Here is a 26,572-nt window from a genome sequence, read left to right as displayed (position 1 = left end):
CTCTCAAGCCAACTGGAGAATGTCATGAGCAAGATCGCAATCATTGGTGCCACCGGCCGCGCCGGTAGCCAACTGCTGGAAGAAGCCCTGCGTCGTGGCCATAGCGTTACTGCTATCGCCCGCGACACCTCGAAGATCGGCGCGCGTGCCGGTGTGGTCAGCAAGAATATCGATGTGCTGGATGGCGCAGCGCTGCAAGACGCGGTAGCCGGTCACGATGTGGTGATCACCGCTGCGCACTTCGCTACTGTTCCTGCGAGCGCTATTGTTGGGCCAGTGAAGCACGCCGGTGTGCAGCGTTTGCTGGTGGTCGGCGGTGCCGGTTCGCTGTTGCTGCCGGACGATACGCGAGTGATCGACAGTGCGGGTTTCCCGGCGGAGTACAAAGCTGAAGCCAGTGCTGGTGCGGCGTTTCTTGAGGCGTTGCGGCAAGAGAAAGAACTGGACTGGACCTTTCTGTCGCCGTCGGCAGAGTTTGTTGAAGGGGAGCGCACGGGGAGTTTCCGTGTCGGCCAGGATCATTTGCTGGTGAGTGCCGAAGGGCGTAGCTGGATTACCTTTGCCGATTACGCGATTGCGTTGATCGACGAAGTGGAAACGCCGAAGCATTCGCGTCAGCGGTTTACTGTCGGGTATTGATATACAGCTTTACCCTCACCCCAGCCCTCTCCCGGAGGGAGAGGGAGCCGACCGAGGTGTCTGGCGCTGTACATCGACCTGAAAAATCCAGTCGATTATGGATTCAAAGCCAATCGTTCAGGTCGCTGAACCTCTTCAATATCCCCCGGTCAGTCCCCTCTCCCTCTGGGAGAGGGTTAGGGTGAGGGAAAAAAGCCTCACCGCAAATGCGCCTGCTCAACCAACCAGATCATCAATTCTTCCAACTGCGGCGAAGGCTCGGTTCCCGCAGGCACCACCACGTAATACGCCAGCCCCGTCTTCACCTTCAAATCAAACGGCATCACCAGCCGCCCCGCACGCAGGTCATCACCAATCAACGACCAATCGCCGATCGCCACCCCCGTCCCGTGCGACGCCATCGACATCGCCTGATCCAGCGTTTCGAAATGCTGGCCGCTGCCGATGTTGTTCAGCCGCAGCTCAGCCGCGTTCAACCACACCGACCAATCCTGAATATCGTGAGTGGGGTGCAGCAACAGATGCTGTTGTAGATCCGCCGGCGTATACAGAGCCGGTGAGCCCTTGAGCAACAGCGGCGAACACACCGGCGTCAGTTGCTCGTCGAACAGGTGCAGCGCGCCCGGCGAATTGTCTGGCGGCGGGCCGTAGATCACCGCGGCATCAAATTGCTCGCGCTGAAAGTCCACGCCGTGTTGCAGCGAGGCGGTGAGTTTTACCGGCACGTCCGGGCGTTCTTTCTGCCATTGCAGCAAGCGCGGCAGCAGCCAGCGCATCACGCAGCTCGGTGCTTTGAGTTGCAGGGTTTCGCGCTGCAGGCCGATTTGCTCGGTGGCTTCGCTGATCAGGCCGAAGACTTTTTCCACACGGGGTAGCCATTCACGTCCTTCGGCGGTCAGCGCCAGGCCACGGGCCAGGCGGATGAACAGCGGATAACCGAGATGCGCCTCCAGCCCGGCGATCTGCCGGCTCACTGCGCCCTGGGTGATGTGCAACTGCTCGGCGGCGCGGGTGAAGTTGCAGCACTGCGCGGTGATCAGAAACGTATGCAGAGCGGGGAGGGGAGGCAGGCGTTTCATGGGGATCCAAGGTATGACGTGAGGACATGGCTAGTATGACTTTTAATCGATTGTTGCCGCTACCTGCCGACCGTTCCAATGAAGCCATGAAGGGCTCTTTGTAGGAGTGAGCCTGCTCGCGATAGCGGTGAGTCAGTCACCGCAATGTTGAATGTCCAGACGCCATCGCGAGCAGGCTCACTCCTACAGAAAGGCTCTGTGTCTTCAGCGAACAAGAAGGGCAATCGACATGGCGACGTGTGGCGAAGTACTGGTCAAGTTACTTGAGGATTATGGGGTCGAGCAGGTATTCGGCATTCCCGGCGTGCACACCGTGGAGTTGTATCGCGGGCTGGCCCGTTCGAGCATCAACCACGTCACCCCACGGCATGAGCAGGGCGCCGGTTTCATGGCCGACGGTTATGCGCGCACCAGCGGCAAACCGGGTGTGTGCTTCATCATTACCGGGCCGGGCATGACCAACATCACCACGGCGATGGGCCAGGCTTACGCCGACTCGATCCCGATGCTGGTGATCTCCAGCGTGCAGAGCCGCAACCAGTTGGGCGGTGGGCGCGGCAAGCTGCATGAGTTGCCGAATCAGAGCGCACTGGTCGCAGGTGTTGCGGCGTTCTCGCATACCTTGATGTCCGCCGCTGAATTGCCGGTAGTGCTGGCACGTGCTTTTGCCTTGTTTCAGGCCGGTCGCCCACGTCCGGTACACATCGAAATTCCGTTGGACGTGCTGGTCGAAAACGCCGATGAATTGCTCGCCAGCGTACCGGTCAATATCGACCGCGCCGGCGCTGCGCCAGCGGCCGTCAAACGCATGAGCGAGCTGCTGGCTGAAGCCAGACGTCCGCTGATTCTGGCTGGCGGCGGTGCCATCGACGCAGCGCCAGAGCTGACCAGACTTGCCGAGTTGCTCGACGCTCCGGTGGCGCTGACGATCAATGCCAAAGGCATGCTGTCGGGCAACCATCCGCTGCTGATCGGCTCGACCCAGACGCTGGTTGCCACCCGCGCGCTGGTCGCCGATGCCGATGTGGTGTTGGCCATCGGCACTGAACTGGCCGAGACCGATTACGACGTCACTTTCGCTGGCGGTTTCGAGATTCCCGGCAAACTGTTGCGCATCGATATCGACGCCGATCAGACCGTGCGTAACTACCCGCCGCACCTGGCACTGGTGGCCGATGCGCGCAACGCCGCGCAGGCCTTGCTGGATGCGCTGTCGCCGGAAAAACTCGGCGAGCGCAGCAGCGATTGGGGGCAAGCCCGCGCCGGCAAACTGCGCGCTGAACTGGCGGCAAGCTGGGATGCACCGACCCTCGCGCAAACCCGTTTCCTCGACACCGTACTTGATGAGTTGCCCAACGCCGTATTCGTCGGCGACTCGACGCAACCGGTGTACACCGGCAACCTGACGTTCAACCCGGATCATCCGCGCCGCTGGTTCAATGCCTCGACCGGCTACGGCACCCTCGGTTACGCCTTGCCGGCAGCGATTGGTGCCTGGCTCGGCGGTCAAACCGACCAAGGTGCGCGCCCTGCGGTGGTGTGCCTGATCGGCGACGGCGGTCTGCAATTCACCCTGCCGGAACTGGCCAGCGCCGTCGAGGCACGCACCCCGGTAATCGTCCTGCTGTGGAATAACCAGGGCTACGAAGAGATCAAGAAATACATGGTCAACCGCGCCATCGAGCCGGTCGGCGTCGACATCTACACCCCGGATTTTGTCGCTGTGGCCAAGGGCCTCGGCTGCGCGGCTGAAGCGATCAGCAGCATCGAACAACTGCGCACCGCGTTGCGTAGCGCAAGCGATCGTCAGGGCCCGACCCTGATTGAAATCGACCAGACCCAGTGGATGCAGGCGGTGGCGCAATGATCAGTTTCCCGACCACACTCTACGGCCTCTACATCAACGGCCAATGGTCGGCCGGCCGCGAACACCTGCGGGTGATCAACCCGGCCACCGAAGCGCTGCTGACCACGGTCAATGGCGGTGACGAGCACGCGGTCGATCAAGCCGTCGCCGCGGCCACAGCAGCGTTCAAGGACTGGTCGCAAACCAACGGTGCCGAGCGCGGCGCAATCCTGCGCAACATCGCCAATGGCGTGCGCAACGGTCGCGAGCACTTGATGAAACTGCAGTCGAGCAACAACGGCAAACCGCAGTTCGAAGCGGCCATCGACGTCGACGATGTGATCGCCACGTTCGAGTACTACGCCGAACTCGCCGAAGGCCTCGACGCCAGACAAGACAGCAACGTGCCGCTGCCCAGCGATGATTTCAGCGCACGCCTGCGCCGCGAGCCGTGCGGTGTGGTCGGGCTGATCGTGCCGTGGAATTTCCCCATGGTCACTACGGCGTGGAAACTCGCACCAGCGTTGGCGGCGGGTTGTTGCGTGGTGCTGAAACCTTCAGAGGTAACGCCGCTGCCGGAGCTGGAACTGGCGGCGATCATCGCGGAGTCGGGTCTGCCGAACGGCGTGTTCAATCTTGTCTGCGGTACAGGGCTGGCGGTCGGTGCACCATTGGCGGCGGATCCGCGTATCGCCAAAATCTCCTTTACCGGCAGCAACGCAGTCGGCGTGCAAGTGATGCAGCGTGCGGCGGAAACGGTGAAGGGTGTCAGCCTGGAGTTGGGCGGTAAATCTTCGCTGCTGGTGTTGGCGGATGCAGATCTCGATCTGGCGGTTGAGCTGGCCTGTGGCGGCGCATTTTTCAACGCCGGGCAGATGTGTTCGGCCACCAGTCGTGTGCTGGTGGCTGAGGAGCTGGAAGAGGAATTCCTCCGCCGTTTGCACAAGCGTGCACAAGCGATTCGGGTTGCCGATCCGTTTGACCCAGACGTGGAAATGGGCGCGCTGGTCAATCAGGCGCAGTACCAGCGAGTGCTTGGGCACATCGACCGTGGGCTCAGCGCGGGTGCGCGATTGATCTGCGGCGGCAATCGCCCGGCGGATCAGCCGCGCGGCTATTTCTTGCAGCCGACCGTGTTCACCGACGTGCCGCTGGACAGCGCGCTGTGGTGTGAAGAGATTTTCGGGCCGGTGCTGTGCGTGCGCAGTTTCACCACTGAAGCGCTGGCGATTGCCTTGGCCAATGACACGCCGTTTGGTTTGGTAGCCAGTGTGGTGACGAGCGATGCTGCTGCGGCGGATCGCGTGGCCAATGCCTTGCAGGCGGGGATGGTGTGGATCAATGCGCCGCAAGTGATTTTCCCGCAGGCGGCGTGGGGCGGGTACAAGCAGAGCAGTATTGGTCGTGAGTTAGGGCCTTGGGGGTTGGCGGCGTTTCAGGAGATCAAGCATGTGATCCGGGCGGGGTAAAAGCCGACCCTCACCCCAGCCCTCTCCCGGAGGGAGAGGGAGCCGACCGAGGTGTCTGGCGCTGTCCATCGACCTGAAAAATCCGGTCGATTATGGATTCGTCAAAGCACTTGGAAAGCCGACCCTCACCCCAGCCCTCTTCCGAAGGGAGAGGGAGCCGACCGAGGTGTCTGGCGCTGTCCATCGATCTGAAAAATCGAGTTGATTATGGATTCAAAGCCAATCGTTCAAGTCGGTGAATCTCTTCAATATCCCCCAATCAGTCCCCTCTCCCTCTGGGAGAGGGTTAGGGTGAGGGGCTTCTAGCGGTCACACCGAAAGCCGCAACCGCGCCAAATCCCGCAACGGCGGCGCACCAAACAAACGGCTGTACTCGCGGCTGAACTGCGACGGACTCTCATACCCCACCCGATACCCCGCCGCCGAAGCCTCCAGCCCCTCCGCCAACATCAACCGCCGCGCTTCCTGCAAGCGCAACTGCTTCTGATATTGCAACGGACTCATCGCCGTCATCGCCTTAAACCGGTGATGCAACGTCGACACACTCAGATTCACTTCCTTGGCCAGATCATCAATGCGCAATGGCTGTTCAAAGTTGCCGTTCAACCATTTGATCGCCTGGCTGATGCGATGGCTCTGACTGTTGGCAATCGCGATTTCATACAAGCGATGACCCTGCGGACTGCGCAGCAGGCGATAAAGAATCTCCCGGCGAATCAGCGGCGCGAGCATGGCGATGTCTTTCGGCGCATCGAGCAGACGCGCTAGACGCAACACCGCATCGAGCATCGAACTGTCGATCTTCTCGACATACAAACCGCGCCCGGTCGGCCGGGTCGGTACACCCATGGGACCTGCGTCGGCGATCAGTGCGGTGATTTCGGTCGGGTCGATGTCCAGGCGCACGGCGAGGATCGGATCCTCCGGCGATACGTTGACCACGCGCCCGCTCAGCGGCATCGAAACCGACACCACCAGATAATTCAGCGGGTCGTAATTGAAGTACTCGTCGGCCAGCCGCACCTCTTTGCGTCCCTGCGCCATGATGCACAGCGCCGGTTGCGCGAGCACCGGGGCGAAGTCGTGGGACTGGGTGTGGCGCGACATGAACAGCGAGCCGATGGCGGTCTCGTAGCTGCCATCGTCGGTGGTGTTGCGGCGGATGATCGCCGCCAGCTCCGCGCGCTGTTTTTCCATGTCAGCGCTGGGTTCGGCTTGAAAACGATCGAATGACGTCATGCACGGCATCCTCGGCAGGAGAGGTGGAATGGAGCAGAGCATATGTTTGTGCAAGCGCCAGCGGTAGACACATCCTGCGAAATGCTTGCCTGATTCTGCTTGGGCTCATGAGCATGCCCAGCCATAGCTGAACACAGCGCGGAAAACTTGCTTGATACGCCGTGTGACAACCGTGTGACGCAGTTTTACAGGTTGTTACAGGTTCTGCATGCAGTCTCGCAGGATTGTGCAACGCGGCGGCAGGAATCGACTAACGGCACCTAGCGCGTGGCCCTTAACCTTTGATCCTGTCGCAGCCCGTCCCCCGGCTGCCACGCGACTCCCTGGGAGGGTTGAACATGTCCAAGCAGATTCCCGTCAGTCATATGGCCTTCGTTCGAGCGCGCGCCGGGCGTTCGGCGGAACTCGGTGTACGCCTCAGTGCGTTGATCGATCCGTCCCGCGCCGCCCCCGGTTGCCTGAGCTTTGCCTTGCAGCATTCGCAGTGTGATCCCGAGTTGTGGCTGGTCTCCGGGTTCTGGAGCAGTCAGCAAATGATGACCAACTATTTCAACAGCCCGTCGATGGAAATCTTCGCCGAGCTGGTGCAGGAACTGGTGGTCAACAGCCTCGACTTCCACACCTTCAAGGACGTGTCGGCGGCACAAGCCCTCGGCCAATGCCCGGCGCCGGTACACAAACTCGTCGGTTGAGGGTTTAATGTCCGGCTTAATTTGTCTGAGCCGGGATGTGTGACATGGCACGTAAAGAGTTCGAACACTTCGAAGCAGTTTCCGCAGTCGTCCCCGTCGAGTTGGGCGGCAACAAGGGCTATCACGCGGCAATCGCGGTCAAGGCCTTGGTCGATGGCGGCGCACCACGCTTTCACAAACTGCTGAATGACCAGATCTTCCCCGGCGCCATTGCCGCCGATGAAGCGGCGATCAATGAGCTGGATAACCTCAAGGGCGTCACTGACGACGCCGAATTGATCTGGTAACGCGTTACTTGTTGGCACCCGGACGCCACATCTTGAACAGGGCCTCAGGCCCCAGCTGGAAATAATCCGCCGGCCCGCCGCCGCGCAGAATCGGTTCTGCCGCGGCGGTGTCGTAGATGCCGTCCTTCAACAGCCACTTGGCAATGTGAACGGCGACCACTTCGCCGAGGACCAGCCAGCTCGGCACCGTCTCGCCATCGGCACGCTGCAACTGAATGATCTGCGTGACCTTGCATTCGAAGGACACCGGACTTTCGGCGACCCGTGGCACCGAAATCACTTTTGACGCGACCGTCGTCAATCCCGCCAATTCAAATTCATTGACCTCAGGCGCGACCATTGCGCAGCTCTGGTTCATCTGCTCGGCCAGCGGGCGGGTGGCGAGGTTCCAGACGAATTCGCCGGTCTGCTCGATGTTGTTCAGGCTGTCTTTGCGCCCGACACTGGAAAAACCAATGATCGGCGGAATGTAGTTGAAGGCGTTGAAGAAGCTGTACGGCGCCAGGTTGAGCTGACCATTGGCATCCTGCGAGGAAATCCAGCCGATCGGGCGCGGACCGACGATGGCGTTGAACGGATCGTGGGGCAGACCGTGGCCATTGGCGGGTTCGTAGAAGTGGATGTCATCGGGCATGGTGGGTGAATTCCTGAGGCTGCTTTTCGGATGCAGCCATAGTGCAAGGACGCTCCGCATATTTCCAGCCAGACGCAAAACCCCGTGTAGGAGTGAGCCTGCTCGCGATAGCGGTGTGTCAGTTGATAGATGTTTGACTGACCCACCGCTATCGCGAGCAGGCTCGCTCCTACAAGGGATTTGTGTGGAGTTCAGAGATTGTCATCCCCCAGAAAAGACTAAGCCCGGCCAAGGCCGGGCTGTGGGAGGACTGCTGATACTTAGCTAATGGCAGCGGCAGTACCGGTTTTATCGAAGCCGTCAGCAGCGACCGTTTTACCCAGGTTGGTCTTGTCGAAACCATCGGCAGCCACAGCTTTGCCAATGTTGGTTTTATCAAAACCGTCAGCAGCATAGGTGCCCGAGTGGCTGGTTTCGATCGCGGCGCTGGCGCCGTTGATGAAGTCGGCGGATTTGGTGCGATCCGAGCCGTCGGCGGCGAAGGTATTGGCGGCCAGTACGGAAAGGGTCAGGGCGAGGATCAGTTTGGTTTTCATGTCGGTTACTCCAGATTCGTTGGCGGGTGTGTCTTGCTTGGGTTTAATGCTACGCCAACTAAATTGATTAAAAAGCGCAAATTAATGCTAAAAACAATCGATTAAATTGATATTAAGGACGGCGCAGAGTATTCGCTTTCGTCGTCGGTGCGAGCGTCGCGCAGGTCATCGATCAGGTGATTGCAGAATGCAGGGGCAGTATTAATTAGCGATTAATCGCTGTTTTTGCGCGTGTGACAGATTTTTCATACTTTGCCGACCGCATTTTCACTGCCGCAACGCCAGTCTGCCCACGGCCAGAAAACCAAGAACCGGCCGTCACACACTGGAGCGTTGCTTGCGATGAATAAACTTCCTCAAATCACCCTGGCCTTCTGGGTCATGAAAATCTGCGCGACGACCCTGGGGGAAACCGCGGGCGATTTGCTGTCGATGACCCTTAACGTCGGTTACGCCATGAGCTCGCTGATTCTGATCAGCGTGTTTGTCCTGACGCTGATCACGCAGTTGATGGCCAAGACGTACAAACCATTGCTGTACTGGCTGGTGATCCTGTCGACCAGTACCGCCGGCACGACCATGTCGGACTTCATGGATCGCACCCTCGGACTGGGTTACGCCACCGGCTCGATGATCCTTATCGCGATTTTGCTGGCGATCTTTGCTGCGTGGCGTCTGAGCGGTGATTCGCTCAATGTCAGCAAGGTGCAGACTTTTCGTGGCGAGATGTTCTACTGGATGGCGATTCTGTTTTCCAACACCCTCGGCACCGCGCTGGGCGACTACCTTGCCGACGATTCAGGGCTGGGTTTTGCCGGTGGCGCGCTGCTGATCGGCTCGACCATCGCGGCGGTCGTGCTGCTGAAATACTTCACGAAGATTTCCACAGTGGTGTTGTTCTGGGTGGCGTTCGTGCTGACCCGGCCGTTTGGCGCGACGTTGGGCGACTTGATGACCAAGCCCCATGAGAAGGGTGGGCTGGACTTCGGCACCATCGGTTCTTCTGCGGTGCTGGCGGGGATTCTGCTGGTGATGATTGTCGGGGCTTCGTATGCGCAGAAGCGGTATGGCAGACAGGGGGCGGCTGCCGAAATGTCCTGATTGATCCGAAGTCGAGTTGAGGCATTCGCGAGCAGGCTCGCTCCCACAGGGGATTTGTGTCGATCACGGATCCAATGTGGGAGCGAGTCTGCTCGCGAAGAGTCCATCACAGCCACCATTGCAGTGGCTGTGAAATCCCGATCAGTCGGTGACGATACGCGAATGCTTCTGGGTGTCTTTCATGGTGATGTACACCAGCAACGACACCGCGATGCACGCCGTCACATACCAGTAGTAACCGGTTTCCATGCCGATGCTCTTGAACCACAGCGCGATGTATTCAGCGGTGCCGCCAAAGATCGACACGGTCAGTGCATACGGCAGGCCGACGCCCAGGGCGCGGATTTCAGTCGGGAACAATTCGGCTTTCACCACCGCGTTGATCGAGGTGTAGCCGCTGACGATGATCAGCGCCGCCATGATCAGGAAGAACGCGCCCCACCAGGTTTGAATGGTGTGCAGGGTCATCAGGATCGGCACGGTGAAGATCGTCCCCAGCACGCCGAAGGCGATCAGGATCGGACGACGACCGATCTTGTCCGACAGGCCGCCGATGATCGGCTGCAGGCACATGAACAGGAACAGCGTGGCGGCAGAAATGGTGGTCGAGTCGGAGATGCTCATGCCGACCGTGTTCACCAGGTATTTCTGCATGTAAGTGGTGTAGGTGTAGAACGCCAGGGTGCCGCCCATGGTCAGGCCGACCACGGTCAACAGCTCTTTGGGGTGGCGCATCAAGGTGCGCATGGCGCTTTCCTTGGATTTTTCTTTCTTGGTGAACGACTCGGTTTCTTCCATGCCACGACGCAGGTACAGCGCCACGACCGCACACAGCGCGCCGATGGCGAACGGAATACGCCAGCCCCACGCGTACAGCTGTTCAGTGGTCAGTACGTTCTGCAGCACGATCAGTACGCCCAGCGCGATGAGCTGGCCGGAGATCAGGGTCACGTACTGGAAGCTGGAGAAGAAACCGCGACGTTCCTTGGTCGCCATCTCCGAGAGATAGGTCGCCGAGGTGCCATATTCGCCACCGACCGACAGGCCTTGCAGCAGTCGCGCGAACACCAGCAGGATCGGCGCGCCGATGCCGATGGTTTCGTAGTTCGGGCTGAGGGCGATCAGCAGCGAGCCGAAGCACATCAGGTAGACCGAGGCCATCAGGGCTTTTTTACGGCCGACCTTGTCAGCGTACATGCCCATCAGCCAGCCACCGATCGGACGCATCAGAAAGCCCACGGCGAAAATCGCGGCGGTGTTCATCAGTTGGGCGGTGGTGGAACCGGCAGGGAAGAAGGTTTTCGCGAAGTACAGGGAGAAGGCGGCATACACATACCAGTCGTACCATTCGACCATGTTGCCGACGGAACCGCTGAAGATCGATTTGATCCGGCTGGCGGTGGTTCTTTCTTTGGCGGGCACGGCAGCCGACCCAAGTGGCAGGGCGTTGGAGTTATCCATTGAAGGATCCTTCGTTTAATTGTTTTTGTGGAGCGCGTTGGAACGCAGCCTGCGAGGGCTATAGCAGGAGGTGTGCCAACGGGGGGAGGGCCGGTTTAGAGGGGGTGGCGGGATCGGGTGAGCGGGATATCGCCGAAGAATCTGGTTTGATGAGCGGATTTCCGCTTATTGGGGCGAAGATCAAAAGCCCCTCACCCTAGCCCTCTCCCGGAGGGAGAGGGGACTGACCGAGTGGATTGTTCGAGTGCACCGACCTGAGATACCGAGTCGAACTCAGGTTTGAAAAGCATGGAGATCGGCTCCCTTCCCCCTCGCCCCCTTGGGGGAGAGGGTTGGGGTGAGGGGGATGGATTTCAGCCACACCAAAAAATCCCGACCCAGCCTCACTCTGCCAGAAACATCTCCCGACTCAACCCATGCCGCTGCAGCTTTTCATTGAACGTGCGGCGCGGCAGTTGCAGTTCTTCGAGCACCGCTTTCACATCGCCCTTGTGCCGGGTCAGCGCTGCACGCAAACACTGCGCCTCAAACGCCTCCTGTTGCGCTGCCAGCGATTGCCCCGGATCAATCTCCGGCGCAGGCTCATCCAGCCCCAACACCTGGCGTTCGGCAACGTTGGCCAGTTCGCGCACGTTGCCCGGCCAGTCGTGGCTGAGCAGATGGCTCAATTGCGCACCACTCAAAGGTGGAAAGGTGCGCCCCAGGCGTTCAGCGGCATTGTGGGCAAAGGTTTCGAATAACAACGGAATGTCTTCGCGACGATCGCGCAGCGGCGGCAAGCGCAGCTCGGCGACGTTGAGACGGTAGGCCAGATCCTCGCGAAATCGCCCGGCCCGAGCCTCGTCGAGCAGATCCGGTTTGGTCGCCGCGACAATCCGCAGGTCGACACGAATGCTCTGGTTCGAACCCAGCCGTTCAAGCTTCTGCTCCTGCAACACCCGCAGCAGTTTCACCTGTTGGGCCAGCGGCATGCTTTCGATTTCATCGAGAAACAGCGTGCCACCGTCGGCGTATTCCAGCTTGCCGATGCGCTTGCCCGAGGCGCCGGTAAACGCGCCGCTCTCGTGGCCGAACAACTCGGCTTCGAACAACTGCTCAGGAATCGCCGCGCAGTTCAGCGCCACAAATGGCTTGGCCGCGCGCGGACCGAAATCATGCAGGCAACGCGCGACCAGTTCCTTGCCGCTGCCGGTTTCACCACGGATCAATACGTTGACCGGCAACGCCGCCAGGTCCAGCACTTGCCGACGCAGGGTCTGCAAGCCACGGGAGACGCCAAGCAACGTCGCATCGAGTTTCGCGCGGTTGTCAGCCTGTTCGTGCAGGGCGCGGTTCTCCAGAATCAGCCGGCGTTTGTCCAGCGCCCGGCGCAAGCTGCCGAGCAGGGTTTCCGGGCTGAACGGTTTTTCCAGAAAGTCGTAGGCACCGTCGCGCATCGCCTCGACGGCCATCGGTACATCGCCATGGCCAGTGAGCAGAATCACCGGCAGATCAGCGTCGCGTTTCTGCACCTCGGCCAACAACGCCAGGCCGCCCATGCCGGGCATGCGCACGTCACTGAGGATCACCCCGGCAAAGTGCGCGGGCAGGGCGGCGAGGCAGTCTTCGGCGCGGCTGAACAACTGCACCGCGAACCCCGACAGGCTCAGCCACTGCTCGACGGCGCTGCGGATGCTGCTTTCGTCATCGACCACCATTACCGAGTTGAGCATCAGATATGTGCCTCCAGATCGATCGGCAAAGTCAGGCTGAACACCGCGCCGCTGTCGCCATTTTCGGCGCTCAGACGACCGCCGGATTCATGCACGATAGCGAAGGATACCGCCAACCCCAGGCCCAGACCGTCGCCCACCGGTTTGGTGGTGAAGAACGGATCAAAGACCTGGCCCAAATGGTCTTCGGCGATGCCACCGCCATTGTCGCTGACGCTCAGCCGCCACAGTTGTTCATCGGCTTCCAGACGGATTTCCAGACGCTTGCAGGCTTTGCCCTGCATCGCATCGAGGGCGTTGCGCAGCAGGTTGATCAGCACCTGTTCGAGACGAATCGCATCACCGCGCACCCACGCCGGACGGGTCAGGTGCAGCACCAGACTGACCTGTTCGTCGCGCAGCCGGGCATCGAGCAACTGCAACGACTGATCGACCACCGTCGCCAGATCCAGCCGCTCGCGCAAGCCGCTGGGGCTTTTGCGCGCGAAGGTCTTGAGGTGGCCGGTGAGGGCGGCCATGCGCGTGAGCATGTCGTCCACCGGTTTCAAGGCTTTATAGGCATCGTCGACCCGGCCATGGTCGAGCAGCAGGCGCAGAGTCGCCAGTTGCATGCGCTGAGCGGTCAGCGGCTGATTGATTTCGTGGGCCAGCGCGGCGGACATCTGGCCGAGCGCGGCGAGTTTGGCCGATTGCACCAGGCCGTCCTGCGCGGTACGCAAGTCGCGGGTGCGTTCTTCCACCAACTGTTCCAGTTCCTCACGGTTGCGCTGGCGGATTCTCGACAGGCGCCAGCGCTGGTTGAGAAACAGCAACAGAAACACCAGCGCCAGCCACACCCCGGCGGCGGCGAGGCCGGCGTTGCGCAGGTCTTCGAAGGCCACTTGCGGATGGCGCAGCAGGTGCAGGGTCCAGCCTTCGGCGCTCAGTGGCAGCGATTCCCATAGATAATCCGCTGTGCCCTCAGGGCCTTCGACGCGGCGCAGATCACTGTTGTCATCGAAGCGGCGCAGCGACAAATGAGTCAAAGGCTGCAGCGACTGTTTGTCGTACTGGCGCGTGGCTTTGATCTCGGCCATGTCGCTGGCGCTCAACGCACGCAGCGCGCGGTAACGCCAGCCGGGCTGGTTGGCGATGAAGATGATCCCGCGCGCATCGCTGACCAGCAGCGTGTCATTGCCCTGACTCCACTCGCGTTCCAGCTCGGGGAATTCCAGCTTGACCACCATCGCGCCGAGAAACTCATCGTAGTCGCCGAGCACCGCGCTGGAGAGGAAGTAGCCGGGAATCCCGCTGGTCACGCCCACCGCGTAAAAACGCCCGGTGCCCTGGGTGCGGGTCTGGCTGAAGTAGGGGCGGAAACCGTAATTGTGGCCGACGTAACTGCTGGGCAAGCGCCAGTTGCTTGCCGCCACGGCGAGACCAGTGCGGTCGAGCAATTCAAGGGTCGAGGATTGCGCTGCGCCGTTGATCTTTTCCAGCTTGAGATTCAGCGCCGACTGCTCTTGGGCATCGACCGGTCCTGCCAGCGCCGAGCGCAATTGCGGGTCCAGCGCCAGCACGGCGGGCAGGGCGCGGTAGCGGTCGATCAGGGTGTGCAGGGAATTGGCGTACAACGCCAGTTGCTGGTTGGCGCGGGCGGCGTCTTCCTCCAGCGCCTGACGTTCGGCGTGGCGGATCGCAAGTGTGGCGGCAAGCGCCGCGCCGGTGATGATCAGCAGGGTATACAACGACAGACGCAAGGTACGGGAAGTCGGCAGCATGCTGGGCAAACGGATGGCAGTCGGGCGGGCACGATAGCATGTCGGCAGGCGGGAACATTGTCCCCGCTCAGAAAGCCGCCTATTTACGCGGCGGCGTTGTGCGCAGTTCTATGCTTTTGCACCGTTAACGCCAGACCGTGGAGCATGTCGGTGATTCGGGCTGTTTCCTGGTCGAGATCGTTGAGGTCGACGCCGTTCATGCTTGTTCTGCCAAGTGCGTGAGCATACTCATGGACCGTGTCGTTACTCGCCTCGATAGCCTGTGCAAGTCCGAGAATTTTCCCCTCGAACTCAAACATTTTTTCGCTGGATTTTCCAGAGATGGCCTTGGCTGCTTCATTGACAATTTCCGGCAAACTCCATAACGCCGCGGCTCCGCTAGCGATGGCGCCGGCCGCTGCGGGAGGTAGTGAATTGAGAGTTCCCTTCACACCCGTCGCCGTTAGTTGAGCGCCTGCCTCCTTCACCAACTTGAGTCCGGATTTTTTGTCGCGAGGAATCATGCCCTGGAGTTTGGCGTTTAAATACTCAAGCGGCTGCATTTGTTTGTGTTGGGCTTTCTCGATAATAGTGTCCGCTGACACTTTGGAGGTTTTCAAATTGACCGACGCGCTCAGTCCGCTTCTTTCAGCCGCGTAGTCGATGAGCGCGCTGACCCCGATTTTTGCGGCGTAGCCCATCCCTGCGCCTATCACGTTGCCGACACCGGGTGCCGCGGCGCCTAGTGCCTGAGCACCGACACCGACCGTTAGACCGACGCCATAACTGAGGGCTTTGCTTGCGACCAATACCAGCGTTCTGCGTGTTGTCGCCAAGGCAATGTCGCTGCCTGAACCCATTCTGTCGAGTTGCTTGGCGGCATCGCTGGCGCGGCGCTGGGTAATCCCCAGAATTTCAATGTGCTGCATCATCTGATCATTCATTTGGCGGGCCATACGCTTTTCTGCAAGGCGTTGCGCATTTTTGGCATAGCTCTTGTTTTGCGAAGCAATGATGCGATCCATTCCGGCATTCATATCGTCCAAAGTAGGCCACTTGGATTCACCGTTGACGTCGACATGGCCAATCGGATCGTTGCCGACGAAGGCGTAAAGATTCAGCCCATCCACGTCGCCTGCCGGGTCCGCGCTGATCCAGCGTTGCAGCCATGGTGCGTAATACCGTGCGCCGTAGTAATACAAACCGCTGACGTCCATTTCCTTGCCCGAATAGCGGATGAATCTGTAGCTGACTTCAGTCCCCGAGGGCGCGGTCATCCACGCCGTGGCGCCGAAGGGGTAATAACCTTCCTCGCTGACCCGTCGCGCCTGCTGATCCAGTTCGATCACGCAGGAGCCGAGGTGATCCTGGAGGCTGTAGCGCAGTTGATCGTTGTCGATGTCATCGGGTTTTTTCGCCAGCCAGTGCAGGCAGCGCGCATTGCCGAGGCTGATGATGTGCAGTTCTTCGCCGTTGTCGCGGGTGCGGATTTCCAGCCCCGGAAGGTAGCGCACCTGCTGGAAATGTTCGGTGGTGGCAGTGAAGGTTTCGTAGCGTTTGAACACACGCATGCCCCGACTGTACCCGTAACCCTCGGCATCATTGCGCCCGTTTGTGCGGGGTAGCAGGGTCACCTTCAACAGTTGGTCGCGGGCATTCCAACTCATGGATTGGCCTGGCTGTAGCGCCTGCTGGTTTCCGTGTGTATCGAACAACTTGTCGAAATCCGGCTCCGCATCGCCTTGTTTCCAGCGCACACCACGATTGCTCTGTGGGTCGATGCGCATCTGCTGGGTGAAGTTATTGCCGGCTCGCACGTGACAAAGTTTTGTCAGGTTGCCGCTTCTGTCGTACTGGTAAGTCTGGGTGTAATTGAGGCGATTGTTCGGGTCGCCCGGTTGCGGCAGGCCGGGTATGTCGGGCGGTGGGGCGTCGTCGTAACCGGTGGCGCTGGTCAGCCGATAGAGCGAGTCGTAGGTGAAATAGCGGTGACCATCGATCAGTTGGTTGGCGAAGTAGCGCGGCTGAAAAGCGTGGTCCTTGATGCGGGTGATATTGCCGACGCGGTCGTAGAAATATTCGAGGTTTTGCAGGACTGTGTAAGCGTCCTTGTGGCTCGACTGGGTGTGCAAACGACCGTCCGCCGGGTCATATGTCCACTGACTGAGGACGCGATTGCCGGCCAGTTGTTCGATGATCTGGTCATTGGCGTTGTACTGCGTATCCTGCAACACCACTTGCCAGTCAGGCGTGCCGCTGATCAGCAGTTCAGTTTTTTTGAGGTGCCCGGCCAGGCCGTAGCGCGAGCGTCGTTGATGGCCGCCGGCGTCGGTCTGCTCCAGCAGCGCACCGAGCGGGCTGAACACCTGTGCGCTGGTGAACGCTTCACCGTCCTGGAAGGTGCGGGTTTCGCACAGCGGCGGGCCGGTCAGGGAAAAACTGTCCGTCAACAGCGAACCGGCACGGTCTTTTTGCTCCAGCAACCGCCCGCGTTGGTTGAACTGCGCCTTCGCCGAGGCGCCGGCGTAAATGAAAACATCCACATCGGGTTCACCATTTTCCTCGACCGCTACCACCCGCAGTTGCTGATCGAAGTTCATGTGCCAATGGCTACCGCGCTGGTCCCAGCGCTGCAAAGGCTCACCGGCCAGTCCCGGGAGGGTCAAGCGCCAGCCGGCGTCAACGCTGTCAGTCCTTACGACATCGCCGTTTAGCGAGTAGACGTTAGTGAGATTCGCAGTGGGCAGACGCGGATCCCGCTGCGCCACCAGACGGCCGGCCACATCGTATTGTTGGTGCGTCACGAGTGCTCCAGGGGTCTCGTCAGCCAACGTGCGCAGGTAGGCGACCTGACGGATCGGCAGGCCACGACCATCGACCGCCGCCAACGTTGGAGTGCGCCTATGAACGGGGTCGTATTTCATTTGTATTTGTGTTTGGTGAAGGGCAGAACAATTTTCTGAAACTTCTTCCAATTCGACTCTGGTTTCGCTTGTTTGCGCAAAAACCTGTTGTCTGTGAGCAAGTCCTCTTTGTACCACTTCATGAAGGTCTGGGTGCTTTCGATATACCCCAGGGCCTTATTGGTCTCCTCTCGCAAGGTATCGAGTCGAATGGTTTTAGCAGCCGTCAGGCGGCTCGCATCAGGTAGTACACCAGCGGAATTGATCGTGTCTTGTCCTAAGCTTCTGAAGGCTTTCTCTATATCGGCCATTCGCGAAGTGAGGGCTTGTTTCCAGCCGGAGAGCATCGTTTCGATTTTTTCAATCTTGACCGGATCCAGACCATGTTTAATGTCCTCCACTTCCTGCACCCGCGCACCGATATTAAGTGCCGCGCCCACGCCTGGAAGATATGATCCGACGCCGCGGGCCAGTAAGGTGTTGGCGGCATCGGCCGGGGTGAAACTCGATGAACTCTCTGTGATGCCGACCTGTTGATCAATGGCTGCGACGCTCATTACCGAAGTTTGTGGAATCAATGAGGTTGTCATATTTGCAACGGACGTGTATTTGCTGGCGATCGACTCGCCGATATCGCCGCTGACGTGCATGACAATCATCTCGGACAAGTAGCCGACGAAGGAGGGCATACCGGCGGTAAGTGTTGAACCTGCGAACGCGTTGCCGAAATAACCAGCGAAGAAGCCGGCAACGCCAATAAGTGATTCTGCAACAACGTTCGCCAGCAGCTCGGTCCCGTACTGTTTCTTTGATATCTTCTGCATCTTGTCCTGCGTAGTAGCGGCGTAATCACTGAGCTCGGTCACGAAGTTCGAGAAATTGACGATGTCGAATTTCTCTCCGCTGTTGCCATGCACATCGATAAAAGAGACCGGGTTGTTACGCACAAACCCATACAGATTCAGCCCATCCACGGCCCCCGCGGGGTCCGCACTGACCCAGCGCTGCAACCATGGCGCGTAATACCGTGCACCGTAGTAATACAACCCGCTGACATCCATTTCCTTGCCTGAATAACGGATGAATTTGTAGCGCACTTCCACTTCGTTTCGTGCCGCCAGCCACGCGGTTCTGCCGAAGGGGTAATAACCTTCCTTGCTGATCATGTCGGCCTGTTGATCGAGCTCCATCACGCAGGAGCCGAGGTGGTCTTCCAGGCTGTAGCGCATTTGATTGTTTTCAATGCTGGCGGGACGCCCGGTGATCCAGTGCAGGCACCGCGCATTGCCGAGGCTGATGACGTGCAGTTCTTCGCCGTCGTCCTTGGTGCGGATTTCCAGGCCGGGCAGGTAACGCACCTGATGAAAGTGGCGGGTGGTGCCGGTAAACCATTCATGGCATTTGAAGACTCGCTGGCCCTGGCTGTAACGGTAATGCTCGGCGTCACTGTTGCTGTTTTTCCGGATGACCAGAGGCACGCTTTCCAGCTCGTCGCGCGCGTTCCACTGCAATGTCGGACCTGGCTTCAGATTCTGTTGATTGCCGTGAGGATCAAACAACGTGTCGAAATCCGGCGGTGCGTCGCCGGATTTCCAGAGCACGCCGCGGTTGCTGTTCGGGTCGATACACATCTGACGGGTGAAGGTATTACCGTCTCGTACATGACACAGTTCGGTCAGGTTGTGGCCGGTGTCGTATGAATAGCACTGGGTGTAATTGAGGCGGTTTTTCGGGTCGGTCGGTGTCGGCCAGCCGGGAATCTCCGAAGGCGCAGCGTCGTCGTAGCCGGTGGCGCGGATCAACCGGTACAGCGAGTCGTAGCTGAAATCGCGGTGACCGTCGATCCGTTGATTGGCAAACCAGACGGCTTCAAAGATGCGGTCTTCGACGCGGACAACATTGCCGACCCGGTCGTAAAAATACACAAAACTCTGCAGTAATTTTTCGCCTGCCTGGCTGCACTGGGTGTGCAGGCGCCCGTCGGCGGGATCGTAGGTCCATTGGTTGAGCACACCGTTGCCGGCCCGTTGCTCGACGATCTGATCATTGGCGTTGTACTGCGCATCCAGCAACACCGGTTGTAGTTGTATGCCCTTGATCCACAGATCCACCTGCTTGAGATGCCCGGCGAGGCCGTAACGTGACCGTCGACAATGTTCGCCGGCATCGGTCTGCTCCAGCACGACGCCGAGCGGACTGAACACATAATTGCTGGTGAACGCTGCGCCATCATGGAACGTACGGGTTTCCTCCAGTGGCTGGCCGGTGAAGGCGTAGCAGGGGATGTCCAGTGAACCTGAGGGATCGACCTGCTGGATCAGTTTGCCGCGCCGGTTGTGGGTTGCGCTCTCGGCCCCCTCGGCATAGGTGAAGGTATCGAGCTGATTCTGACCGTTGCCCGAGAGCTCCATCGCCACCACGCGCAGTTGGCTGTCAAAGGTCGAACGCCAGTGATGGCCGCGCTCGTCCCAACGTTGCAGTGGCTCGCCGGCCAGGCCGGCGAGCACATGGCGCCTGCCGCTATCGACGCTGTCGGTGAGCACCGCCGCGCCGTCCAGCGTGTAAACGGTTGTGGCGTTCGCTATGGGCAAGCGAGGATCGTGTTGCGCCACCAGACGGCCGGCCACATCGTGTTGTTGGCGCGTCACGAGTGCTTCAGGGGGCTCGCCAGCCACCGTGCGCAGGTAGGCGACCTGACGAATCGGCAGGCCACGGCCGTCGATCACCGACAGCGAGGGCGTGCGCGAATGCACACTGGCGTTCATTGTTTCGGCACCTTGGAAGGCGGCGCTTCTTCGGCGGTGTCGTTGAAATCGTAGGAGGCGCGATACCAGGGATGGTAAGTCTCTCGGGAAAAGTAGCCTTTGGCGTTGAGCACTTTAACCACGCGACCCAATGGGTCATAAAACAGCTGATCGTACAGTCCGAGTTTGTGCAGTGATCGATCGTTGATGTAGCAATGCCTGTGGGCAAAAAACGGCCGGTATTGGCGCGTCGGCAACCCCTTGTTGTTGTACTCGACGCGTTCGCTGATGCGCCAGCGTGGATTGGCAGGCGACTGACCTTTATCTATGAGCAGCGAGCAGTCTGTCGGGTCTACCTCGTACGCCTCGCCCGGATCGACCAGTTGTTGGGTTTGCAACGGCCGGCCAAAACCGTCGACACAGGCCTTGACCATCTGGAACTGTTGCTTGATTACGTCGCCGGGGTAGCGATCGGCTCTAAGGCTCACCGTGTGCACCGGCTCGCGCCAGACTTCTTTTATCGCCGCAAGCAATGCCAGTTCATCAGCCGTCAGGTCTTTACCGTGGGTCAGCCGACGGCGGGCGCTGGCGCGAATATGCCCGCTGGGTAACAGAAGCCTCTGGTCTATCCATTTTGAGTACAACGCCGCACCGGGCGGAATCTGTCCCATCCAGCTGAACAAGTCTTTATGCAGCGTACTCGCCGCACGTTGCACGGTGGCCTCCGGATTGGCGATGGCCCATTCAGGATGGATATCCGGCAGAGGGATATATTCGCTCAGTCGGCAGAAGCCGACGGTCGCCCCCCCTTCGCTGCCGTAAAAACTGAACCTCATGGGTTGCCCGGAGGCGTCGTAATCCACTTCCTCGACGTTTTCATTGGCGTCGGTGATTTCCCGGGGAAGTAGATGGTGATCATCGTAGCGGGTTTGCGTCACACAACCGTCGGGCAGTTCAACGCGGATAATCCTCAGTGAAAAGGAATCATAGTCAGCGCTGGTCCAACCGTGGCTGAGTGTTTCGCGATAACGCCGCACGTGATGGAAATGCTCGCTATCGTGGTATTCGACATCATTGAAGTACGCAGACCACAAGTCCTGATGTGTACTGCCCCGCGGGACTATCCCGAACAGAAACGGCATTGAGTTGTAACCGATTTTTTTCAGTTCGGCCCGCACGTCAAAATCCTTGCCGGGCAGGCTGTAGGCGTCCAGTGCGGTTTTGTCCAGCAGCGCCACTTCCACCCGGCCTGACAAGGCTTCGAAACCGGCTTCGCCATCATTGAGTGGCTTACCGTCTGTGCCCACATAACGCTGCACGGATTGTGTTGTCAGTACGCGCAGGTCGAGCCAGGTTTTCGAATCCTGATGTTTCGTAAAGTTCTCGTAGGACACCTGCGCCGGATTCAGCCCGGCAGGCAGCGTGCCTTTGGGCAACACCAGCGCATTTTCACGTTGTTGGTAGGGCAGGCCCAGGCGCCATTTTTGTCGATCAGTGTCCAGATCAATGAATCGGGCACGCGACTCACTCAAATAGAACGATTGCTGTGCCTTGTCGTGGGCGTCGCGCCAAAAAGTGTTTTCATCTTTATCGGGGAAGGGAGCGGGGCTGTCGGCCGTCAGCCTGCGGGCGTAACTCACGTTGAACCCACGGATCAATGATCCGTAGGCGTCCCGCAGCAGGTTGATGCTGTGCCGACAAAGCGGATCATTGACGAAACAGTCGTATTGATACTCGATTTCCTCTGCCAGCATCGGCAGCAAAACCGCGGCGGCATACTGATCCTGGGGTCGTACTTCGCGCACCAGATAACGCCGCTCTACGACCAGGTACGGCGTGGTGAGGCGCGGTGTGTCGGCATACGTCTCGCTGCGCAGAACCGAGCCGACCAAGGCCCGCGCAATCTGGTATTTGCTTTCGGCGTCGAGCGTGGTTTTGACGACTTTATCGACGCCCTTTTTGCGCTCATAACGGGTGAACAAGGTTTTGCCCAACGCGATAGCCTGCGCATCTCTTTTGAAATAGGTCAGGCGGGAGAGATTCAGCGCGCGGCCCGTGTGGTACCAGGTCAGTACTCGTACCGGCTGGCTGAAGCCTGGATCCGGATTGATCGTGGCCGCTTCGCTGTCGGTCTGCTGCACATGACCAAAACCGCGGAATTCGCGCTCCCGGGAATCGTAATACCCCTCCTGCCAGGTAAAAACCCGGGTCAAGCAGTTACCGGTGATCTCATCGAGTTGCTGCTGTTGCTTGACCACCGACACCGCAAATGGCAAACGGCACACTGGCAGGCGCCGGCGTTTGAGCAAGGCGCGCTTTTCATCCAGCCATTCCTGTGCCGAACTGCGATAGGTCACACGGGTGCTGCAACCCATGTTGTTATTGCTGGCGATCAGTTGATAGGGTTTGGCCGAGACGAAGTCGTAGCGCCAATGCTGCGGCTGCATGTGCGTCACGGTCAGGATCAGCGTGGCGCAACCCAGCCCCTGCAGGTCGGCGAAGATAACGTGGCACAACGAGTCGTACCGCACGCCTGTCGGCCAAGGGACAATCATGGGCGTTTGTATGAAACCGTTACCCGCGCAGTTCAGATAGATCTCGAAAACATCGGATTTCAGATAAATCAGCGCCGGTGCGCCGGAGCCGTCAATGTCGGCAAGGCGCACACGCAACGAATCGAATTCTCCATAGTTGAACGGCAACTCGCTGATCTTGCGACCTCTGCCGAATTTGCCATGACCCAGACTTGGCCAATAATCGACCCGGTCATGGCGAATGCGGCACAACCCGGGAATATCACTGCCGGTCAGATTGCCGAGCAGGACCAGTTCACTGCGTGAATTGCTGAACACTGGCAAGGGGTCGTCGTGGTCATGAGTAACGTTCTCAGCCGGTGCGAAGCCTTTCTCACGCAGATTCTGGTAGTAGCGAACGTAGTCTCTGGCGATGATCGCCATGGAAGGCAAACCGTTGCCGGCGAAGTCGCCGACGACTGCCTGCGAGGAGAAAAACTCCTTCGGCCAGGCGTCGATGGGAAAAAATTCAGAGAGGCCACGCTGTTCGGTCAGTTCACGAAAACCACTGAAGCCCGGTTGTGCGGTGACCCATTGCAAGCGTCCGCTACCGATCTGGTCGGTGAGCATTTGCAGCACGGCGCTATTACGGTTGGCGACAGGGATCTTCTCCAGCAACTGCCATTGCTCATAATCGACCTGGTCGGTGTTGGGCTTCGCGCGCTTGGGTGCTCGGTAATACCAGGCCTGGTCGTAACGGCAGAGCAAACCCGGCAGGCCTTCGCCCCACAGATCGATACAGCTGTAGAAACGGCCGTCCTCAATGCCATTTTGCTGGTCGGATTCGAGAAAGCGCTGCGGGACTTTATTGATGCGGAACGCCGAGTACTCGAACTCCACTGGCGGTGAGTTTTCGGCGCTACCGTCGGCATTGAACCCTTGATAGTGCGCCGCGCGGATCAGGCTGTAGGGCTGCGCATCTGACTGCGGTCCATATTCCAGCAGCAGCCGGCGCGCGAGTTTGGCGTTTTCGACTGCACCGTCAGGAAAGTGATGAAACATCAGCACCTGGTAGCACCGTCTTCGGGTGCCCAGTTCAAAACCTTGTCCGTGGGTCAGAAAAGCGTCGTCACGCACGGGCCAGAGCTTGGTGCTGGCATATTCCGGCTTATCAGTGAGTAATGTTCCGCGCTCGCCAAAATCGAACAGCAACTGGAAATACCATCGCGCAGTGGCCGCCGGGTTATCGGAGGTCCAGCTCAATAGCTGGTTGCTTGCCACGACGTTGCCGTAGCACACCCGGCGCAGATAGCGCTGGGCACGATAGTCATGAACCGGGTCAGGCTCAGCATCGTCAGCTTTGTATTCGTAGCAGATGTGCTCGCCGCGCGCGTTCATGCTTTCGCACAACAGCCAGGCGCTGACACGAGACGCATCGTCGGGGTCGGCGAGGCGTGAAGCGCCAGTCATGCCGTAGGAGAGCAATGAGCCATCAGCGCCATGCACAAGCCAGAACACCGGTTCATCGGCTTTCCCGGTCTGCCGTTGCCAGCACTCGCACAGGGCGAAATCGCTTTCGATTCGCGGCCAGTAACGCACCACTTTATGCGGGCCGATGTCCTGGCCGTTGTATGTGCTCTCCAAGCGGTATTTGAGATCGCCGTTTTCATCCAGCTCGGCCATGCACACTTCGCCATTCTGATTGACGATTTCATCGTGAACGGTGTAGCGCGGCACACCCTTGTTGGTGCGGCGGCTGATCCGGCTGATGTCTATACCCCACCCCACGCCGAAGGGGCCGTTGCCGCTGTTGCTGTTGTGACGCAGGGTCAGTTGCGGATCATAGCCGCGTCCGGCAGTCGTCGGGACAGGCAGTTCTAATCCAGCCGTACCGGTCGGGCCGACGGCGCTCCAACTGTTGCCAATGGTGGCGATTGATGAGCTTTTGGCGATGGAAGGAGCAGTAATGCTCAAGTCTTGATCGGGCATAGGGAAATCCATCGCGCTTGACGTGGGCGTGTATGGATTGACGCTAACAAGAACAGGCTGAAATTGAACCTGTCAGATCTGACAGGTGCGCAAGATCATTTTGTGTGCTTTGGCAGGTTTTTTATCGCGATCGGTTCGCACAAACAAAAACGGCCGGTTCATCGTTGCAGATGAACCGGCCGTTTTTATGAGAGCGAAATGCTTACTGCACTTCTACCGCCAGGCTTTCGCTGATCTTCTGTTGCCAGATCGCCGGACCGGTGATGTGCACCGACTCACCTTTGCTGTCCACCGCAACGGTGACCGGCATGTCCTTGACCTCGAACTCGTAGATCGCTTCCATGCCCAGTTCGGCAAACGCCAGCACTTTCGACTTCTTGATCGCCTGAGCCACCAGGTAAGCCGCGCCGCCGACGGCCATCAGGTACACGGCTTTGTTGTCCTTGATCGCTTCGATTGCGGTCGGGCCGCGCTCGGATTTGCCGATCATGCCCAACAGGCCGGTCTGCTCGAGGATCTGCCGGGTGAACTTGTCCATCCGCGTCGCGGTGGTCGGGCCAGCCGGGCCAACCACTTCGTCACCGACCGGATCAACCGGGCCGACGTAGTAGATGAAGCGGCCCTTCAGGTCGACCGGCAGGGTTTCACCCTTGTTGAGCATCTCGACCATGCGCTTGTGCGCCGCGTCGCGACCGGTGAGCATTTTGCCGTTGAGCAGGACGGTTTCGCCCGGCTTCCAGCTCTGCACGTCTTCCGGGGTCAGGGTGTCGAGGTTGACGCGGCGAGCCGACGGGCCGGCTTCCCAGACGATTTCCGGGTAGGCGTCCAGCGGTGGCGCTTCCAGCGAGGCCGGGCCGGAACCGTCGAGCACGAAGTGTGCGTGACGGGTGGCGGCGCAGTTCGGGATCATGCACACCGGCAGCGAGGCTGCGTGAGTCGGGTAGTCCATGATTTTCACGTCGAGCACGGTGGTCAGTCCACCGAGGCCCTGGGCGCCAATGCCCAACTGGTTGACCTTCTCGAACAGCTCCAGACGCATTTCTTCGATGCGGTTCTGTGGGCCACGGGCCTTCAGCTCGTGAATGTCGATGGATTCCATCAACACTTCCTTGGCCATCACAGCGGCTTTCTCGGCGGTGCCGCCGATGCCAATGCCGAGCATGCCCGGTGGGCACCAGCCGGCGCCCATGGTCGGAACGGTCTTGAGTACCCAGTCGACGATTGAGTCGGACGGGTTGAGCATGGCCATTTTCGACTTGTTCTCGGAACCGCCGCCCTTGGCCGCCACGTCCACTTCCACGGTGTTGCCCGGGACGATGGAGTAGTGAATCACGGCAGGGGTGTTGTCCTTGGTGTTTTTCCGAGCACCCGCCGGGTCGGCGAGGATCGAGGCACGCAGGACGTTTTCCGGCAGGTTGTAGGCGCGACGTACGCCTTCGTTGATCATGTCGTCCAGGCCCATGGTGGCGCCATCCCAACGCACATCCATGCCGACGCGCACGAACACGGTGACGATACCGGTGTCCTGGCAGATCGGGCGGTGGCCGGTGGCGCACATGCGCGAGTTGATCAGGATCTGCGCCATCGAGTCACGGGCCGCTGGCGATTCTTCGCGCAGGTAGGCTTCGTGCATCGCCTGGATGAAATCCACGGGGTGGTAATAGGAAATGAACTGCAGGGCGTCGGCAACGCTCTGAATCAGGTCGTCTTGCTTGATCACGGTCATGAGTCGCGCTCCTCTAAAAGACGGGAACATTCTATGGGGCAGCTACAAGCTTCAAGCTTTCAGCGGCAAGTTGGAGCAGTACGCGGACTGCTTGAGCTTGCGGCCTGGAGCTTGCAACTTGAAGCTGGCCCTTGGGGCCGGGCACGCCGGGGCTGCTGGCGCGACGCTAAAAAGGCGCGGCAGTATACCGCGCCTAGATGGGGCGTACACGCGCCGGCAGTCATTCGTTGGTCGCATGGGTGGGCGAATATCGGACAGAGGGT

General features: G+C 59.5%; 17 protein-coding genes. 6 read left to right on the top strand and 11 right to left on the bottom strand.

From position 1 onward, the window contains the following. Positions 1–24 precede the first annotated feature (24 nt). Entirely contained in the window at positions 25–639 is a 615-nt protein-coding gene (locus tag VY732_RS23385; RefSeq protein ID WP_137219150.1) for an NAD(P)-dependent oxidoreductase, read from the top strand. Positions 640–836: 197 nt separating this feature from the next. Here the strand turns inward: VY732_RS23385 and VY732_RS23380 are convergent, their stop codons facing one another. After that, positions 837–1,718 (bottom strand): LysR substrate-binding domain-containing protein, encoded by an 882-nt coding sequence (locus VY732_RS23380; protein ID WP_123593705.1) that lies wholly within the window; start codon positions 1,716–1,718, stop codon positions 837–839. A gap of 229 nt (positions 1,719–1,947) precedes the next feature. On the opposite strand from VY732_RS23380, the gene VY732_RS23375 reads away from it, so the two are divergent. Both VY732_RS23375 and VY732_RS23370 read left to right on the top strand, forming a co-directional pair. After that, the gene (locus VY732_RS23375) at positions 1,948–3,585 is read left to right on the top strand and encodes a 5-guanidino-2-oxopentanoate decarboxylase (RefSeq protein WP_331691876.1); all 1,638 of its coding nucleotides are present in this window, start codon (positions 1,948–1,950) and stop codon (positions 3,583–3,585) included. After that, entirely contained in the window at positions 3,585–5,033 is a 1,449-nt protein-coding gene (locus VY732_RS23370) for an aldehyde dehydrogenase family protein (protein ID WP_331695890.1), read from the top strand. Before VY732_RS23375 ends, VY732_RS23370 begins: the two co-directional genes overlap by 1 nt. Positions 5,034–5,342: 309 nt before the next feature. Here VY732_RS23370 and VY732_RS23365 read toward each other — a convergent pair whose 3' ends face one another. Further along, positions 5,343–6,272 (bottom strand): AraC family transcriptional regulator, encoded by a 930-nt coding sequence (locus tag VY732_RS23365; protein WP_077574324.1) that lies wholly within the window; start codon positions 6,270–6,272, stop codon positions 5,343–5,345. A 338-nt stretch (positions 6,273–6,610) separates the two neighbouring features. On the opposite strand from VY732_RS23365, the gene VY732_RS23360 reads away from it, so the two are divergent. Next, positions 6,611–6,964, top strand: coding sequence for a putative quinol monooxygenase (locus tag VY732_RS23360; protein WP_038366796.1), 354 nt, complete (start codon positions 6,611–6,613; stop codon positions 6,962–6,964). 44 nt (positions 6,965–7,008) lie between these two features. Further along, positions 7,009–7,251 (top strand): hypothetical protein, encoded by a 243-nt coding sequence (locus tag VY732_RS23355; RefSeq protein ID WP_077574323.1) that lies wholly within the window; start codon positions 7,009–7,011, stop codon positions 7,249–7,251. Positions 7,252–7,255: 4 nt separating this feature from the next. On the opposite strand, the gene VY732_RS23350 is transcribed toward VY732_RS23355, so the two are convergent. Next, positions 7,256–7,885: a flavin reductase family protein gene (locus VY732_RS23350; protein ID WP_116030009.1), complete on the bottom strand. Its 630-nt coding sequence runs from the start codon at positions 7,883–7,885 to the stop codon at positions 7,256–7,258. A 260-nt stretch (positions 7,886–8,145) separates the two neighbouring features. Further along, positions 8,146–8,421 carry a hypothetical protein gene (locus tag VY732_RS23345; protein WP_077574321.1) on the bottom strand — a complete coding sequence of 92 codons (276 nt, stop codon included), beginning with the start codon at positions 8,419–8,421 and terminating at the stop codon, positions 8,146–8,148. Between the two features lie 342 nt (positions 8,422–8,763). Between VY732_RS23345 and VY732_RS23340 the strand changes: the two genes are divergently transcribed. Beyond that, positions 8,764–9,522, top strand: coding sequence for a COG4705 family protein (locus VY732_RS23340; RefSeq protein ID WP_077574320.1), 759 nt, complete (start codon positions 8,764–8,766; stop codon positions 9,520–9,522). Between the two features lie 141 nt (positions 9,523–9,663). On the opposite strand, the gene VY732_RS23335 is transcribed toward VY732_RS23340, so the two are convergent. From VY732_RS23335 to VY732_RS23305, 7 genes are all read right to left on the bottom strand, one after another. Beyond that, positions 9,664–10,983 (bottom strand): MFS transporter, encoded by a 1,320-nt coding sequence (locus VY732_RS23335; protein WP_007912608.1) that lies wholly within the window; start codon positions 10,981–10,983, stop codon positions 9,664–9,666. Positions 10,984–11,366: 383 nt separating this feature from the next. Further along, positions 11,367–12,695, bottom strand: a complete 1,329-nt coding sequence (locus VY732_RS23330; RefSeq protein WP_331691875.1) for a sigma-54-dependent transcriptional regulator — start codon at positions 12,693–12,695, stop codon at positions 11,367–11,369. Continuing rightward, the gene (locus VY732_RS23325; RefSeq protein WP_331691874.1) at positions 12,695–14,455 is read right to left on the bottom strand and encodes an ATP-binding protein; all 1,761 of its coding nucleotides are present in this window, start codon (positions 14,453–14,455) and stop codon (positions 12,695–12,697) included. The genes VY732_RS23330 and VY732_RS23325 overlap by 1 nt, the downstream gene beginning before the upstream one ends. 83 nt (positions 14,456–14,538) lie before the next feature. Then, the gene (locus VY732_RS23320; protein ID WP_331691873.1) at positions 14,539–17,409 is read right to left on the bottom strand and encodes an RHS repeat-associated core domain-containing protein; all 2,871 of its coding nucleotides are present in this window, start codon (positions 17,407–17,409) and stop codon (positions 14,539–14,541) included. Continuing rightward, positions 17,355–20,102 carry an RHS repeat-associated core domain-containing protein gene (locus VY732_RS23315; protein WP_331691872.1) on the bottom strand — a complete coding sequence of 916 codons (2,748 nt, stop codon included), beginning with the start codon at positions 20,100–20,102 and terminating at the stop codon, positions 17,355–17,357. The genes VY732_RS23320 and VY732_RS23315 overlap by 55 nt, the downstream gene beginning before the upstream one ends. Beyond that, positions 20,099–24,583: a SpvB/TcaC N-terminal domain-containing protein gene (locus VY732_RS23310; protein ID WP_331691871.1), complete on the bottom strand. Its 4,485-nt coding sequence runs from the start codon at positions 24,581–24,583 to the stop codon at positions 20,099–20,101. The genes VY732_RS23315 and VY732_RS23310 overlap by 4 nt, the downstream gene beginning before the upstream one ends. A gap of 202 nt (positions 24,584–24,785) precedes the next feature. Beyond that, on the bottom strand, positions 24,786–26,309 hold the full coding sequence (locus tag VY732_RS23305) for a fumarate hydratase (protein ID WP_007916251.1): 1,524 nt from the start codon (positions 26,307–26,309) through the stop codon (positions 24,786–24,788). Positions 26,310–26,572: the final 263 nt, after the last annotated feature.

The sequence above is a fragment of the Pseudomonas sp. ZY71 genome, from assembly GCF_036542145.1.
GTDB lineage: Bacteria > Pseudomonadota > Gammaproteobacteria > Pseudomonadales > Pseudomonadaceae > Aquipseudomonas > Aquipseudomonas koreensis_A.
This window is presented reverse-complemented; position numbering and strand designations above follow the sequence as displayed.

Excerpts from the sequence above, each read along its gene's own strand:
- VY732_RS23350 (WP_116030009.1), bottom strand. The coding sequence starts at position 7,885 with ATGCCCGATGACATCCACTTCTACGAACCCGCCAATGGCCACGGTCTG.
- VY732_RS23340 (WP_077574320.1), top strand. The coding sequence starts at position 8,764 with ATGAATAAACTTCCTCAAATCACCCTGGCCTTCTGGGTCATGAAAATC.
- VY732_RS23310 (WP_331691871.1), bottom strand. The coding sequence starts at position 24,583 with ATGCCCGATCAAGACTTGAGCATTACTGCTCCTTCCATCGCCAAAAGC.
- VY732_RS23375 (WP_331691876.1), top strand. The coding sequence starts at position 1,948 with ATGGCGACGTGTGGCGAAGTACTGGTCAAGTTACTTGAGGATTATGGG.
- VY732_RS23360 (WP_038366796.1), top strand. The coding sequence starts at position 6,611 with ATGTCCAAGCAGATTCCCGTCAGTCATATGGCCTTCGTTCGAGCGCGC.
- VY732_RS23305 (WP_007916251.1), bottom strand. The coding sequence starts at position 26,309 with ATGACCGTGATCAAGCAAGACGACCTGATTCAGAGCGTTGCCGACGCC.
- VY732_RS23385 (WP_137219150.1), top strand. The coding sequence starts at position 25 with ATGAGCAAGATCGCAATCATTGGTGCCACCGGCCGCGCCGGTAGCCAA.
- VY732_RS23315 (WP_331691872.1), bottom strand. The coding sequence starts at position 20,102 with ATGAACGCCAGTGTGCATTCGCGCACGCCCTCGCTGTCGGTGATCGAC.
- VY732_RS23335 (WP_007912608.1), bottom strand. The coding sequence starts at position 10,983 with ATGGATAACTCCAACGCCCTGCCACTTGGGTCGGCTGCCGTGCCCGCC.
- VY732_RS23330 (WP_331691875.1), bottom strand. The coding sequence starts at position 12,695 with ATGCTCAACTCGGTAATGGTGGTCGATGACGAAAGCAGCATCCGCAGC.
- VY732_RS23345 (WP_077574321.1), bottom strand. The coding sequence starts at position 8,421 with ATGAAAACCAAACTGATCCTCGCCCTGACCCTTTCCGTACTGGCCGCC.
- VY732_RS23365 (WP_077574324.1), bottom strand. The coding sequence starts at position 6,272 with ATGACGTCATTCGATCGTTTTCAAGCCGAACCCAGCGCTGACATGGAA.
- VY732_RS23325 (WP_331691874.1), bottom strand. The coding sequence starts at position 14,455 with ATGCTGCCGACTTCCCGTACCTTGCGTCTGTCGTTGTATACCCTGCTG.
- VY732_RS23380 (WP_123593705.1), bottom strand. The coding sequence starts at position 1,718 with ATGAAACGCCTGCCTCCCCTCCCCGCTCTGCATACGTTTCTGATCACC.
- VY732_RS23355 (WP_077574323.1), top strand. The coding sequence starts at position 7,009 with ATGGCACGTAAAGAGTTCGAACACTTCGAAGCAGTTTCCGCAGTCGTC.